Here is a 12,473-nt window from a genome sequence, read left to right on the forward strand (position 1 = left end):
CCTTAAGCGTGATAGTCTTCGAGCTTGCGGTCCAGGCCCATCAGCTCACTGGTAATGGTGAACTTGTTGCCCAGGGTATAGGCCCGGCCGATGGTGGAGGAAACGTCGACGAGGAAGTCGTAGACGTTGAATTGCCGCCCCAACAGCTCGGAAATCTCGTCGCAATCGACCTCGATCTTGCCGTTGGCTTTGATCCACCAGTACCCCGCCCGGTCTTCCACGTTTACCGTCGGATTGACGTTCTTCTTGTAGTCCGTCAGAAGGATCTCCTCGATGAAGGTATTGATCTCGTCCGACTTCTTGAGGACCAGAACGACCGTGTCGCTTTCATGGACCACTTGGTTTTCATCGGCAAAGAACTGATCGGCGAAGTCCTTGCCTTTCAGGCCCATGATGCCGGCGTCGTATGCGTTGCTGTTTACGCTCATCGTAATAGTTCCTCTATTATTTCAATCCTGCCAGAACCGCTTTGACGATCTGATCGCGGTCCGCCTTGAAGTCGATCCTGCTGGCGTAGTCCTCGATCCAGTCGTCGACCACCCGGTACAGGGACGCGGTGATTTCTTCCTTGTCGGTGGTGCCCGCCGGCAGCTTCGCAAACAGCCCCATGAAGTCGCGCAGAGCGGCGATCGTGGGCTCCAGCCACTTGCCGGTCCAGTTGCGCATCACGGTGCGGTTGTAATCGCTGAACTCCGGATCGTCACCCAGGCAGTTGTAATACAGATCCTGTACGCCCTGCTTGGCGATCTGGAAGTATGTCTGGGCCTGGTTGATGAAGAATGGCGTCAGATTGTCGCCGAAGCGGGGAGCCAGCCGCTGAAAGAACTCGCGGCGGACGAACTGCCCGAACAGCGCGTCATAGACGGCGTGCACCGAGAAAGCGCTCTCGTTCCAGTCGAACACCTCCTGCCACAGCCCTTCCACGGCCAGACGGGCGCTCTTGTAGACCTCCCCGTTCGTCCATTCGGCCTTCGGCACCGCTGTGGACTCGTCGAAACCGGGTACGATCTTGGCGAGGAAACCCCGTTCGAGTTGGATCATCTGGGCGATGTCGATCTTGTCGAAGCCCCAGAAAGCCAGGCTGACGCGGGTTACGTCCGACAGCGCCTCCCGGGCGCCCTGCGAATGAGCGTTGAACAATCCGTATTCGTTGAACAGGAAGGCGCCCCAATACCGGTTGATGAACTCGTCCCGCCAAGTCGGGTTCATCGCCCGGATCTGACCGTCGGCGGAGTAACCCTGCAGGAAGCGGTCGGTGTAGCGCCATTCCTCGGCCTTGTCCTTGACGTACGGCGCATGCCAACGGCGGAGCGGGTCACGGTGCTTGAACCAGTCGACGGTGCGCAGCTCCGTGGTCTCGTTGCCCCAGGAAGGGCGGCCGCCGTGGAATTTCTGGGTCCAGTCGCCCCAGTCCAGTCCGCCGGCGATCCAGTCGGCGTTGGGCTGCGCATAAACGGTCAGGGCTTCATATTCCGTCAAGCGTTTCCAGCGGGGGGTGACGAAATAACCCATCTTGTTGTTGCCGTCCAGCGGAGCTTCAGGAAGCGCCTTCAAAATGACGGCCGCCATTTCCGGATCGGTCAGACCGCGGCGTCTTTCTCCTAACATGCTCATATCGATGTTCCTTTTTGGTTTGAGGTTGATCGAACGATCGTGTGTCGGGCCCCGCCCTGTGACGGAGCCCGACACCCGTTTCAATTGAATGCCTTCACCGGGTTCTTGAAGACGCAGTTCAGGCGTTTGATATCGTCCAACGTCCACAGCTTGTCGCCACGGACATGCGGCTGGGCGATCAGGGTCTTGCCATCACTGCGCAGCCCGTGCAGTTCGGCGATCACTTCCGACAGCTCGCGTCCTTCGTACTGTTCGAAGATGTTCTGGCACTCGTAGCGCTCCGGCTCGGCCAGCCACATGCGCTCGCCCCACTGGTCGCTGAAGGTGTGCATTTGGCCGTTGTACTCGTGCACGCGCAGGGTGCTGGCGCCCTTGGCCAGGCTCGGGCAGAACGGCACTTGCGACACGCGATCGATGTAGATGGGATGGTTGTTTTCGATGAACCACATCAGCGGGATGAAGCCCGAGGACGGATCCTCGCAACCGCGGGCGCGCCATTCCTCGTAGATCTTGCCGTAGTGGTCGTACCAGCCGGGGTAGTTGGCCTCGAACCACTCCATTTCTTCCTGATCCGGTAGCGCCAGACGGAAGAAACCGGTCGGCCACAGCGCATAAGCCAGCAGATACAGGTCGTGGTGTGCCCAGTAAGCGTCCTGCTTGGCGTCCTTGAGGCTGCGCGGCGACTCCACCCCGTACTTGCCCAGACGGCCGATCCAGATGCCGCCCCAGTCCTCGTACACCCAGCGGTTCCACGTCTTGACCCACGGCTCGACCTTGAACTTGGAGCCATACTCGAACAGCATGCCCAACACCGGCGTGAAGTACTTCTGCTGGGTCCAGAAGGCGTTGTTCAGGTCCGTGTTGAGATACTTGGCGGAAGCCGGATCGTTGGCGATGGAAACGACGGTCTGGTAACCGTTGGCCATGTGGCGCAGTTCGTCGGTCTCGATCGACAGGAACACCGTCGGGGTGATTTCATCGCCGTTGGCGGCAGCCCATTCGGTCACTGCGACGATCAGCGGATTGGTGAAGCAGGCCTCACCCACCAGTTGCAGGTTGAGGGAGCATTCCACGGCGTCGCCGGAAATGAAGCCGTCGGAAAACACGCGCTTCATGCCCTTCCACAGCGGACCGATGGTACGGGTGCGGCGAGCATCGTTGTGACCGGCCGGGTCCTGGCCGTTCTTCGCGAAGTAGTAGTTGACGTAGGCACACTGGTGGGTGTGGCGGATTTCATCCAACACCTGGGCCAGATAGCCGTTCTTCTGTTCCGCCGCCTGGGCGGAATCCCACAGCATCCCGGTAGCGGCGATGGCGTTGTATTCGCCCACTTCCAGGAAGTTCGAAACCACTTTCATGGTCTCGTTCCATTTCGGATGAACGCGAACACCGGCGTTGAGGCGGGTCAGCGCATCCTGCAGGCTACCGAACTGCCTTTCGTCCTTGACTGCCTCCATGCGCGCATATTCCTTGGCGATCAGCTTGAACTGTTCCTTGGTCTCGTTCGCCATCTTGTACTTGGTGGCGTACTTGGTCCGGTTGTTCTTGAAATCCCAGTTGAAGCTCTGGAGCCAACGGTGCACTTCCTGTGCATTCACGCTGGTGGGTGCCCGATTGGCAGCCAGCGCGTCCGTCGCGGCCTTGGTTGCGGTGCTAAGTGCCATTACTTGTTTCCTCCGTAACACATTCTATGAATGATGAATGCCCGATGACGTCACGGAACACCGGACATACAACCTCCGACGAGGTCGTGACAACCTAGTTACAGGGATCGTGCCAACTTTATTCTTCGGTTACGTATACCGATATATCAATATTTTGGAACACTGACACGATTATCCGAATGCTCCCGACGGGTATGGACGAGGTGTACGATATCGCTACACGTGTCTTTGTTTGATACAGCCATCGGACATAACGGTAACGTACCGGGCCGCCATAACTCTTCATTCATGACCGGACCCTGAGACATTTCGCCGCATTCAATGGAATCGTGATCCATGAAAAAATCGGGCTGCGCAGAAAGCGCTTATCTTCAGACAAGCACAATACAAGCCGATTTTTCCATACCAGAACCGTAAGGCTGATAACCATGCCCAAATATGTCATAGAGCGCACGATTCGCGGCGCCGGAAACCTGTCGCGCGACGAACTGCAGCAGATCTCCCGTAAATCCTGTTCGATCCTCAACGCCATGGGACCGCAGGTTCAGTGGATCGAGAGCTATGTCACCGACGACAAGGTGTATTGCATCTACATTGCCCCCGACGCCGCCACGCTGGTACAGCACGCACTGGAAGGCGGTTTTCCCGCCGATGCGATCAACGAAATCCGCACCGTCATCGATCCGACCACTGCGGAATGAACGCGATCCCCCGTTCCGGCATCGCCGGTGAGGCGCCAGCGACCGGCTATGCGGATCTCAAATCCGAACTCATGAGCCTGATCGACGAGCTGGCGGAGCGCCTTCCCGCCGCTCTGCGCCCCGCCCTCGCCCTGCGTGACAAGCTGCAGGCCGGCCATTTCGACGTCCTGACGGTCGGCCAGTTCAAACGGGGCAAGACCAGCCTGATCAACGCGCTGCTGGGTGAGAACCTGCTGCCCACGGCGGCGGTGCCGCTGACCTCGGTGGTGACCGTACTCGCCTACGGCGAGCCCCCCCGGATCACCGTCCAGCCGCTGGAAGGCAGCCCCTTCGACATCCATCCGGATATGCTCGCGGATTACATCACCGAGCCGGGCAACCCGGGCAACGCGAAGGGCGTGCGGGAAGTGCTGATCCGGACGTCCTCGCCGCTCCTGGGGAATGGCGTGCGCATCGTGGACACACCCGGCGTCGGCTCGGTGTTCCGCCACAACACCGACACCGCCTGGGCGCGGCTGCCGCAGTGCGATGCCGCCCTGTTCGTCCTCTCCGCCGACCAGGCGGTGAGTGAGGCCGAACTGGAATTCCTCCATGAGGTCCGGAAGTACGCCGGCCGTATCTTTTTCCTGTTGAACAAGATCGACATCCTGCAGGAAGCCGACACCGCCGCGATCGAGCACTTCTCTCGCCGTGTACTGACCGAGGCGGTGGGGACGGAGGTCCGCCTCTTCCCCATTTCCGCTCGGGAGGCCCTGATGGGAAAAGCCGGCAACGATCCGGCGCGGCTGGAGGCGAGTCGCCTCCCGGTCTTCACCGCGGCTCTCGAGCGCTTTCTGCTGGAGGAAAAAGGCGCCCTGCTGCTCGACGCCGCGGCTTCCGGCCTCGCGCGTCTGACCGGCCGGTTGCGCCTGGAAACCGGGCTGGAGCGGAATTCTCTGACCCTGCCGATGACGGAACTGGACGAAAAGATCGCCCGTTTCGCGGACCGCCGGGCTCAGGCGGAACGTGAACTTCGGCGGCTCGACGGACGTCTGCGGCAGGAGTTCCGTCTGCTGACCGAGGGAATTTTCGCAGGCGATCCCGAACGCCGGCTGGAAGACGTGCGTTCACGCCTGGGCAGGCGGTTCGACGCTCTGGTCCTCGGCCAGGACCATCGGCCCCCGAAGGACTTCGACGAGAGCCTGGAGAATTTCCTCCGGCAAGAGGTCGCGGAGGCTTTCGCCGACTGGCGGGAGGCGTTGGAAGACCAAGGCGAGGCGGCGGTCGCGCAAATCGCCGAAACCTTCGACCGCGAAATCGATGAAACGGTCGCCGACCTCCAGCGCTTTGCCGGCGACCTCTTCCAGATCGCCGCGCCAGCCGCGGCCCCAGAAACACGCTGGCCGGAACGAAGGCGCTCGGGAATCCGTCCCGCAGGCGAGCCCATGGGGCTGGATCTCATCACCGAACAGGCCCTCAAACGCGCGCCGGACTTGGTCGCGCCGCGCTTCCGAAAACTCAAATCCCTGGCCGAGCGCTGGGCTCGATACGGCATCGTCCGGAGGCGCAGGCGCCAGTTGACCGAAACGGTGGAAATGCTGACCGGACGCATCCGCAGCGACGTTCGGCGACGCCTGGAAGAAATGAGGGAGGAACTTTCGGCCCGCCTACGCCAGCGCCTGGAAGGCGTGGCGGATGGCCTGGATCAGGCATTGACTCGGGGCGCCGCGGAACGCTCCCGGGCTTCGGACCGGACTGGCTCCCGGATCCGGCAGCTCGAAGCGCAGTTGGCCTGGCTGGACGGCTTCGATGAGCGCATCCAATTCTTCCGCAAACGCACAATGGCGCAGCGCCGAACCTAGCCGCTCGACCTTCCCCCGGTCTTTCGTCTTCCAGGCGGTGGAGCTCATGCCGCCCGTTTTCTCCGATTCCGTGCTGCGGCCCGTCCCGCACGAACCGCTCTGGCGATTCGTGACCCGAAGTCGAGTGCCGCCGGTTTCGGGCCGCGTCCGGCTGGCCGTTCTGGGAACACAGATCCGCTGACACAAACCACCTTCGAGGTCTCCGTTCGACGGGAGCAACCTTCAGCCGCCCTTCTCGACCGGCATCTTCACTTCCAGCATCCCGCTCGAACAGAACAGGCGGACGGTGATCCAGTCGCCCTCGTGAAAAGTCCTGGCCGGTTTCAGCAGCATGAGGTGGCGCTCGCCCGACTTGATGACGAGCAGACCGTGCGGCGGCACGGTCAGCGAATCATCGACGGTCATCCGGACGAGACCGTCCCGCTGCACCAATGAATGGAATTCCACGGCCGAAAAATCCGGACTGTCGGCACGGCGGATGATGAGCGGCACGTCGCCCCCGTTGCGCAGCGTCGCGAATCCGGCCAGGACGCTGGCACCGGGCGGGGATTCCATCACTCTGGCCCCTGACACCTCCAGCCCTTCGCAGGCATGGACCGGCAGAGTGAACCATGCCAAGACTGCGCAGAAAACATGCACCTTCGTCATGGAGCAACCCGTTTCCCGAGTATCGTCTCGAAATCTGCGGCCAGGGCTTCGATCCGGAAAGGCGGGATCAGATAGCCAACCAGACGGACCTTCGGATCGAGCAACATCAGCTCCGCGGAATGATCAATGCCATAGCCCTCGCCGTCCGCGGCGGAATTCCGGAAAAACACGAAGCCGAGCTGGCGCCCCAGCGCCGTGAGTGTCTCCACCGTACCAGTGGCCGTCCGGAAACCTTGGTCGAAATAACGCACGTAGCGTCGCAGAGAATCCGGTGTGTCACGCTCCGGATCGACCGACACGAACAGCACCGTCAGCCGCTCCCCCTCTCCGCCGAGTCTGGACCTGGCCGCCTTGAGGAGGGACAGCGTGGTGGGACAGACGTCGGCGCAGTGGGTATAGCCGACGAAGACGACGGTCCAGCGCCCGGCCAGATCGGCTCGCGTGAACGGTCTGCCGTCGTCACCGGTCAATACGAAATCGGCGACGGGGCGCGGCTCCCGCAGTAGCGTGCCGGACACCAGGGCACCGGCGCGCTCTGCATGCTCATGCCAGGCACTAAGACCGAGGGCCAGAGTAACCGCGGCGATCATCGCGGTCGCCGCAAACCTCGACAAGCCGCGCCGGACGGAGCCGCGATCTAACCGCGTAGTGCGGTCCATACCCGCCGCATCAAATTTCCTTCCTCCCTCATGTCCTCAGGTATCCGCCTGCCGGTCAACCTTAGTGCGAAGCGCGCCAGGGCCGGTAAAAAAAGCGGGCGCAACAGATCCCGACCGTAGCCATCCAGCCGCCGCCGATTTTCCTCCAGACACGCCTCGAGCAGCCCTCCCACCGTGAAGCCCGGCATCAGACCAGCCGCCTGGGTAGCAGAAAACTCCCAACCGTTGCCCTGGTGGCGGGCGTTCCGCAGGGCGACGCCCACCAGCGCCGCGATCGCGCGGGCGTAATACCATGCCGAGGCCGGCCCGCGCCAAGCCGCCGCGCCCCGTCCCCGGCGTGCCTGATGCCAGGCCATCCAATTGACGAAGAACAGCACATGGCGAACCTCCTCCCCCATGAGGATCTCCAGGACGTCGAACATCTCTGGCGGCAGGAATCCACTCTCCCGCGCGAGACGGAAGAAGCCGAACCCCAGGAACGAATCCACGCATTCGCCGTAGCCGAAATCGATGAACGTCCGTTCGATGTCCGACGGCAAAGGCGGGATATCCCTGGCTTCGATCACGATCCCGTAGCGGGCGATCAGGTGGCGAACCAGACGCTCGTGGCGCCTTTCCTCCTCGGCCATCAATTCCATGGCCTCGCGTACCAAAGGGTCCGGAATGGTCGGCGCGAATGCCTCGATGATCCGGATCGCCCGCATCTCTGTGTACAGGACCTCCTGCCAGAACGGCACCTCCCTGAGCCGCTGCAGCATGTCCGGGTCCAGTTCGGGCCACGCCAGCCGTTCCGGCTCGAAGCGCAGATGGCTGTCGATGAAGCTCCGACAGAACAATTCCCGGTGCTCCGCCGAACCCGCCTTCGGTGTCCCTGTCGCCATGGTCTCAGCTCCCCATGGCGTTGCTGCGCAGGGGTGGCCGCAGCGCTGCGAGACGTCGCCAGACGAGCGTCCGTTCCAGGATGTAGGCTGCCGAGACGCCCAGCTTCAGCAGCCATTGCTTGGGACCGCTCCAACCCAGGAGCGCCGCCATGTGCCGGACGAATGCCAGTCCGACGTCACGGTAGACACGGATCTCGGCCAGCGCATAGGATTTGAGCATTCGCGCGATGCGGTCTCCGTGGCCCTGACCGCTGAGCCGGAGCAGCTCTTCGTGGGCGTAGGCGAGATGATTGGTTTCATCCTCTGCGATGACCCGCAAGCTCGGCGCCAGTTCCGCGTCGCCGCCGAATACCCGGAGCAGACGGTTGACCTCGTCGAACGCGCGTTCCTCGGTCACCTTGCTGTGCACCAGGTACTGCAGGATTTCCTCCAGCCCGAGCGGCTCGTCACGGCCGAGCCGGCCATGCGGCAGGCCGATGCCGCGGCGCTCCAGCAACATGCAGTAATCGGCATCCGCCGGCACCGGCACTTCGTCCAGGCCGGCCTTGCGCAGCAGCTTCGCGAACATCAGGCCATGCTTGGTTTCGTCGGCGCCGTGCCGGCGGACCTTGCGCGCCAGCACGGGGTCGGGCGTCAGCGCTGCGATCCGCTCGTTCTCCCAACCGCCCTGAGTCTCGCCTTTGGCGGCGATGCTCAAGAGGAGTTGGAACGCCCGGGGATCGCGCCGTATCTCCTGGAAAACGCTACGTGTAGAAAGCATGCGCATCTCCCTCGATGGATGCCGGATCCGTTCAGGCCAACAGTGGAGCGATCAGCACGGCTACGAGGCCCATCAGCTTGATCAGCGGATTGAGCGCAGGTCCCGCCACTGCCTGACAGGCGGTTCCCACCTGGTCGCCGGTCAAGGCTGCCCGGTGGGCCTCCGAATCAGCCCCCCCGTACATGCCATCCTCGATGTACCGCCGCGCACTGTCCCAGGCGCCTCCGCCGCTGCTCATGGCGAATGCCTGGAACAGGCCGGTGACGATGGCGCCGACCAGCATCCCGCCCAGCGCCTCCCGACCGCCGCCGAGGCCGACGAGGAGCGGAACCGCCAGCGGCACCAGCACCAGGATCGACGCCCGCTTCAAAGCAACGCGCAGACCGCCATTGGCCTGCCCGCCCGCTCCGGCCGGAGCGTTCCCGACCGCGCCGAGGGAGACCGAACCCAGCAGATACGGCATCAGACCGCCGGCGAACAGACCGGTCAGCACGACCGGATCGGACAGATTCAGTGCCAGGGGAACGGCGAAGCATTTCGAATATTCGGCAAACAGGGCCAGCATGGCCAGACCACCGGCGCCCACGACATACCCCTGCACCACCGGACGCGTCGCCCTGCCGGCCGCATCCAGCGAGGCGGTGGCCTGGCGCACCTCGTCCGGCAGACCGGCGGTCTCGGCAATTCCATGCGCGGCTTCTGCGGCGATGCCGTAACCGTCGATGGCGACCATGACGCCGCCGAGCGAAGCCATCGCGACAGCGGCGAGTCCCACCGCGAACAGGCCCGTCCCTTCATGGCCCGAGAAGCCCCCGCCGAGATGATACGGACCAATGAAAGCCGCGCACAAAAGAGCGATGGACCAACCGGTAGACTTCAGCCCCGCAGCCAGACCGGCGACGACGTTGGTCGCAGGACCACCGCGCGAGGCCGCCGCCACGCGCTTGGCGAAACCGAAACTTTTCGAGGTGTGATATTCCGTCGCGGCGATGTTCAGGCCGGCCAGCACCAGACCGATACAGGCCGCGGAAAACAGGTTCAGCAGGCTGAAGGCGGGCTGCACGGCGGGCAAGCCCAGGAACCATTCGGACGCGTAATAGAGGCCCACGCCGGCCAGGATCATGGTGACGATCACACTCCGGTACAGCGCACCCACGAGATAGCGGCTCTTGCCCAGACGCACGAAGCAGGCGCCCGCCAGGGATGCCGCCACGACGAAGCCGGCAACCAGCAGAGGGAACTCCACCCAGGGGCTGTCCGCACCGAACACGCTTCTGGCCAGCAGCATCGCGGCCACCAGCGCCAGCGTGAGGGTCTCGAACACGTCCGCCGCGGTCCCGGCCGCATGGCCGACATGGTTCCCCACGGCCGCGACTTCGCTCGTCTCCTGTAGCGGCGGACCGCCGGCGGTTTTCGCCCACACTCCGCCGACGGTCCGGGCGAAAACGCTCATCAATGAGCCGCCCAGCGCCAGTCCCAGCAGGCCACCGTGCACGTCGTCCGGCGTGCCCGCCGACGAGGCGAGGGCATAGTAGCCTGCCACTGCCGAGAGCGCGAGGCCGGCCACCAGCAATCCCATGGCGGTGCCGCTCCGGAAGGCGGTCGACAGCGCCGCGCCCAGCCCCGCACCCGCCGCGTCGGCGGTCCGCGCCTCGGCCCGCACCGAGACGGCCAGGCCGATGTAACCCGCCAGAGCCGAAGCAACGACGCCGGCGATGAAGCCGTTGGCGGTCCAGGCGCCGAGCTTGGTCAAAGCCAGCGCGAGCAGGCTACCGACCACCGCCACGGCGATGTATTGCCGCTTGAGGAACGCCCCCGTGCCTTCCTGGATCGCTCGCGCCACTGCCAGGACGTCCGCCGACCCTGCGCTTCTTCGCAGGACCCCCCCGGCGTTCATCAGCGCGCAGGCGACTCCCGCCGCTCCGCTCCCCAAGGCAAACACAACGATATTGCTCACATTCATCCCATACGCTCCTGTTGGTTGGTTGATATCAACGACTCGCCGCCACCGGTGCGGCGCCTGATTCCATCGTCATAAGCCATGCATATAACTCTGACCAATAGTACTGAACCAAGCTTTATAAGGGGGCAGAGTATGGCAGATATCCACCAATGGAAGATGCGACAAATTGTCCTGCGACATTTTGTCATATTCACCGTATCACTCCGATCATGTCAGCATCCTGCGCCTTCAGATAACCTAAGGACGAATATATGGAATTACTCGAATCCGCTGCCGGGAACCCGATGGGAATTTCTCCCGGTGCGCTCTTGGCTATTTTCCGTGAGTCGCCGTACCCACGATACCCCATGGGAATAGGTGAGCGCCATGGATAACTCGATTGAGATACTCGGCCTTTATCCCACCTGGTACCAGCCGGCCCTGGGCAGCGGCTGGGTATTGGGCATCATCGCCGTCGTCCACGTGCTGGCGTCCCATACCTCGGTCGGGGCGGCCCTGGTGTCGACCTGGCTCGCCACCGTCGCCGTCCGGCGGAACCGCCCGGAACTGCTGGAGTACGTCAGGCGGTACGGCGTCTTCCTGCTGGTGTTTTCCTACGTGCTCGGCTCCATCACCGGTCCCGGCATCTGGTTTTCGGCCACGGTCGCCAGCCCCCGGGGGCTTTCGGCCCTGATCCACAGCTACGTGTGGTGGTGGGCGACCGAATGGGTGTTCTTCTTCATCGAGGTGGTGGGCATCTATCTGCTGGTCTATCTGGCCGGCAAGGTGGATGGCAGGAGCTATCTGAAGATCGCCTGGATCTTTGGCCTCGCCTCCTGGGCCACCATGCTGATCATCGTCGGCATCCTGTCGTTCATGATGTGGCCCGGCCAGGAGCGCTGGTTCACCGAAGGCGGCACCCTCAACGGCTTTTTCGGCCTCTATACCTTTGCCCAGATACTGAGCCGCACCTGTTTCATGCTGATGGCGGCCGCCCTGGCCGGCGGGCTGATCGCCGCCTATCTCCGGGACGGCGCCTTCCGGCTGGAGATGACCCGGAAGCTGGCCTGGGTGGGCATGCTCGGCGCGGTGCTGGGCGCGGTGTTTTTTCAGTGGGGTCTGACGACGCTGCCGGAAAGCGCCCAGCTCCTCATGAAGACCCGGCTGCCGGGATCGTTCGTCCCCGCGATGTGGGCGATCCTGGCGGCGATCGTGATCTATTTCGCGGCGCTGCTGCTGCGCCCCGGCGCGCTCAATGTCCCCCTCGCCGCCGGGATGATGGCGGCCTTGCTGATATTCGGCATCTGGCCGGAGGAGCGGGCGCGCGAATCCATGCGCAAACCCTACGTCGCCGGCCAGTTCGTCTACTCGAACCAGATCATCGCCCGCGACGTGCCGGCGCTGGGCGTGAAATCCGAACTGCCGGCGCTCGAATCCCGCGGCATGCTGGCGCTGCATCCGTTCATCCCCGAGCGCCTGCGCCGCATCGGCGAAGGCAACGAACTGGAAGCCGGCCATGCGCTGGCCATCGTGTACTGCTCGAACTGCCACGGCCTGGGCACCACCGGCACCCGCCCCTTCGGCGAGATGTTCGCCGGCAACCGCGACGCCGAGGACATCGAACGGTTCATCAAAGGCGCCCTGGTCACCGGAAACATGGTGAACATGCCGCGCATCCCCTTGCGCGACGACGAGACGCACGCCCTGGCACAGTTCATCGCCAGCCTGCCCCTGTGGCACTCCATCACCCGCTGAACGGAACC

General features: G+C 63.3%; 11 protein-coding genes. 3 read left to right on the plus strand and 8 right to left on the minus strand.

Translation table 11 applies throughout. The annotated features are described in order from the left end of the window. Positions 1 to 2: 2 nt before the first annotated feature. From mmoB to mmoX, 3 genes are all read right to left on the minus strand, one after another. Entirely contained in the window at positions 3 to 428 is a 426-nt protein-coding gene (gene mmoB, locus ACSHWJ_RS02895; RefSeq protein WP_010960484.1) for a methane monooxygenase regulator MmoB, read from the minus strand. A 16-nt stretch (positions 429 to 444) separates the two neighbouring features. Further along, positions 445 to 1,614 carry an aromatic/alkene monooxygenase hydroxylase subunit beta gene (mmoY, locus tag ACSHWJ_RS02900; RefSeq protein WP_010960483.1) on the minus strand — a complete coding sequence of 390 codons (1,170 nt, stop codon included), beginning with the start codon at positions 1,612 to 1,614 and terminating at the stop codon, positions 445 to 447. 80 nt (positions 1,615 to 1,694) lie between these two features. Beyond that, entirely contained in the window at positions 1,695 to 3,278 is a 1,584-nt protein-coding gene (gene mmoX / locus ACSHWJ_RS02905; protein ID WP_010960482.1) for an aromatic/alkene monooxygenase hydroxylase subunit alpha, read from the minus strand. A gap of 428 nt (positions 3,279 to 3,706) precedes the next feature. On the opposite strand from mmoX, the gene ACSHWJ_RS02910 reads away from it, so the two are divergent. Further along, positions 3,707 to 3,979, plus strand: coding sequence for a DUF4242 domain-containing protein (locus tag ACSHWJ_RS02910; RefSeq protein ID WP_017364982.1), 273 nt, complete (start codon positions 3,707 to 3,709; stop codon positions 3,977 to 3,979). Beyond that, positions 3,976 to 5,820, plus strand: coding sequence for a dynamin family protein (locus tag ACSHWJ_RS02915; RefSeq protein ID WP_432539261.1), 1,845 nt, complete (start codon positions 3,976 to 3,978; stop codon positions 5,818 to 5,820). The genes ACSHWJ_RS02910 and ACSHWJ_RS02915 overlap by 4 nt, the downstream gene beginning before the upstream one ends. 222 nt (positions 5,821 to 6,042) lie before the next feature. On the opposite strand, the gene ACSHWJ_RS02920 is transcribed toward ACSHWJ_RS02915, so the two are convergent. Genes ACSHWJ_RS02920 through ACSHWJ_RS02940 form a run of 5 tightly spaced genes read right to left on the minus strand, consistent with a single transcriptional unit; the run spans position 6,043 to position 10,731 of the window. After that, complete coding sequence (locus ACSHWJ_RS02920; protein WP_432539262.1) at positions 6,043 to 6,468, minus strand: copper chaperone PCu(A)C; 426 nt, start codon at positions 6,466 to 6,468, stop codon at positions 6,043 to 6,045. Beyond that, complete coding sequence (locus tag ACSHWJ_RS02925) at positions 6,465 to 7,058, minus strand: SCO family protein (protein ID WP_432539263.1); 594 nt, start codon at positions 7,056 to 7,058, stop codon at positions 6,465 to 6,467. Before ACSHWJ_RS02925 ends, ACSHWJ_RS02920 begins: the two co-directional genes overlap by 4 nt. A gap of 47 nt (positions 7,059 to 7,105) precedes the next feature. Continuing rightward, positions 7,106 to 8,008, minus strand: coding sequence for a hypothetical protein (locus tag ACSHWJ_RS02930; RefSeq protein ID WP_432539264.1), 903 nt, complete (start codon positions 8,006 to 8,008; stop codon positions 7,106 to 7,108). Positions 8,009 to 8,012: 4 nt separating this feature from the next. Beyond that, positions 8,013 to 8,768 carry a ferritin-like domain-containing protein gene (locus ACSHWJ_RS02935; RefSeq protein ID WP_010960477.1) on the minus strand — a complete coding sequence of 252 codons (756 nt, stop codon included), beginning with the start codon at positions 8,766 to 8,768 and terminating at the stop codon, positions 8,013 to 8,015. 31 nt (positions 8,769 to 8,799) lie between these two features. Then, positions 8,800 to 10,731 (minus strand): sodium/proton-translocating pyrophosphatase, encoded by a 1,932-nt coding sequence (locus ACSHWJ_RS02940; RefSeq protein WP_333689085.1) that lies wholly within the window; start codon positions 10,729 to 10,731, stop codon positions 8,800 to 8,802. 366 nt (positions 10,732 to 11,097) lie between these two features. Here ACSHWJ_RS02940 and ACSHWJ_RS02945 point away from each other — a divergent pair, with 366 nt between their 5' ends. Then, positions 11,098 to 12,465, plus strand: a complete 1,368-nt coding sequence (locus ACSHWJ_RS02945; protein ID WP_367026302.1) for a c-type cytochrome — start codon at positions 11,098 to 11,100, stop codon at positions 12,463 to 12,465. The last annotated feature ends 8 nt before the right edge of the window (positions 12,466 to 12,473 follow it).

This window comes from Methylococcus sp. S1M (genome assembly GCF_051295855.1).
GTDB classification, from domain to species: domain Bacteria; phylum Pseudomonadota; class Gammaproteobacteria; order Methylococcales; family Methylococcaceae; genus Methylococcus; species Methylococcus capsulatus.

Excerpts from the sequence above, each read along its gene's own strand:
- mmoB (WP_010960484.1), bottom strand. The coding sequence starts at position 428 with ATGAGCGTAAACAGCAACGCATACGACGCCGGCATCATGGGCCTGAAA.
- mmoY (WP_010960483.1), bottom strand. The coding sequence starts at position 1,614 with ATGAGCATGTTAGGAGAAAGACGCCGCGGTCTGACCGATCCGGAAATG.
- mmoX (WP_010960482.1), bottom strand. The coding sequence starts at position 3,278 with ATGGCACTTAGCACCGCAACCAAGGCCGCGACGGACGCGCTGGCTGCC.
- ACSHWJ_RS02910 (WP_017364982.1), top strand. The coding sequence starts at position 3,707 with ATGCCCAAATATGTCATAGAGCGCACGATTCGCGGCGCCGGAAACCTG.
- ACSHWJ_RS02915 (WP_432539261.1), top strand. The coding sequence starts at position 3,976 with ATGAACGCGATCCCCCGTTCCGGCATCGCCGGTGAGGCGCCAGCGACC.
- ACSHWJ_RS02920 (WP_432539262.1), bottom strand. The coding sequence starts at position 6,468 with ATGACGAAGGTGCATGTTTTCTGCGCAGTCTTGGCATGGTTCACTCTG.
- ACSHWJ_RS02925 (WP_432539263.1), bottom strand. The coding sequence starts at position 7,058 with ATGATCGCCGCGGTTACTCTGGCCCTCGGTCTTAGTGCCTGGCATGAG.
- ACSHWJ_RS02930 (WP_432539264.1), bottom strand. The coding sequence starts at position 8,008 with ATGGCGACAGGGACACCGAAGGCGGGTTCGGCGGAGCACCGGGAATTG.
- ACSHWJ_RS02935 (WP_010960477.1), bottom strand. The coding sequence starts at position 8,768 with ATGCTTTCTACACGTAGCGTTTTCCAGGAGATACGGCGCGATCCCCGG.
- ACSHWJ_RS02940 (WP_333689085.1), bottom strand. The coding sequence starts at position 10,731 with ATGAATGTGAGCAATATCGTTGTGTTTGCCTTGGGGAGCGGAGCGGCG.
- ACSHWJ_RS02945 (WP_367026302.1), top strand. The coding sequence starts at position 11,098 with ATGGATAACTCGATTGAGATACTCGGCCTTTATCCCACCTGGTACCAG.